Origin of the sequence: Methylobacterium crusticola, assembly GCF_003574465.1 — a bacterium.
GTDB classification, from domain to species: Bacteria; Pseudomonadota; Alphaproteobacteria; order Rhizobiales; family Beijerinckiaceae; genus Methylobacterium; species Methylobacterium crusticola.
The window spans coordinates 1-399 of sequence record NZ_QOWC01000538.1; the positions used below are offsets into that span (position 1 = coordinate 1).

The following is a 399-nucleotide window of genomic DNA, read 5'->3' on the forward strand; positions in this document are numbered from 1 at the left end:
TGTCTGGTTGTGAGACCTCCTTGACATCGGCAACAACCTTGAGCGCTCGCTCCAGAGCGGCTGGATCGGCCTGCTTGGCTGTTGCGCGAGCCAGGGCAGGTTTGTCCTTCAGACGTTGGCGCAGGACCATCTCGGGCGAGAGACCTTTCAGGGCACGCTGTCGACGACCATTGTAGGCCACGTTGAAGCCCGCCAGCAGGATTTCCAGATCCTGATGGCTGTAGATCGTAATGCCGAGCACCTCGCGTTGTACCCGGCCATTGAAGCGCTCTACCATGCCGTTGGTTTTTGGGGTATAGGGTCTCGTCTTGCGGTGCTCGATCTCGTAGCGCCGGCACGCCGCTTCGAAGGCATCAGCCGTGAAGCAGGATCCGCGGTCGGTCAGCAGGTGGGTGACCC

Annotated in this window: 1 protein-coding gene; it reads right to left on the reverse strand. The window is 60.9% G+C overall.

What is annotated here, in order from left to right:
- Nucleotides 1–399 (reverse strand): integrase core domain-containing protein (locus DT057_RS35250; protein WP_162501637.1); only part of this gene is annotated, 399 nt, incomplete at both ends.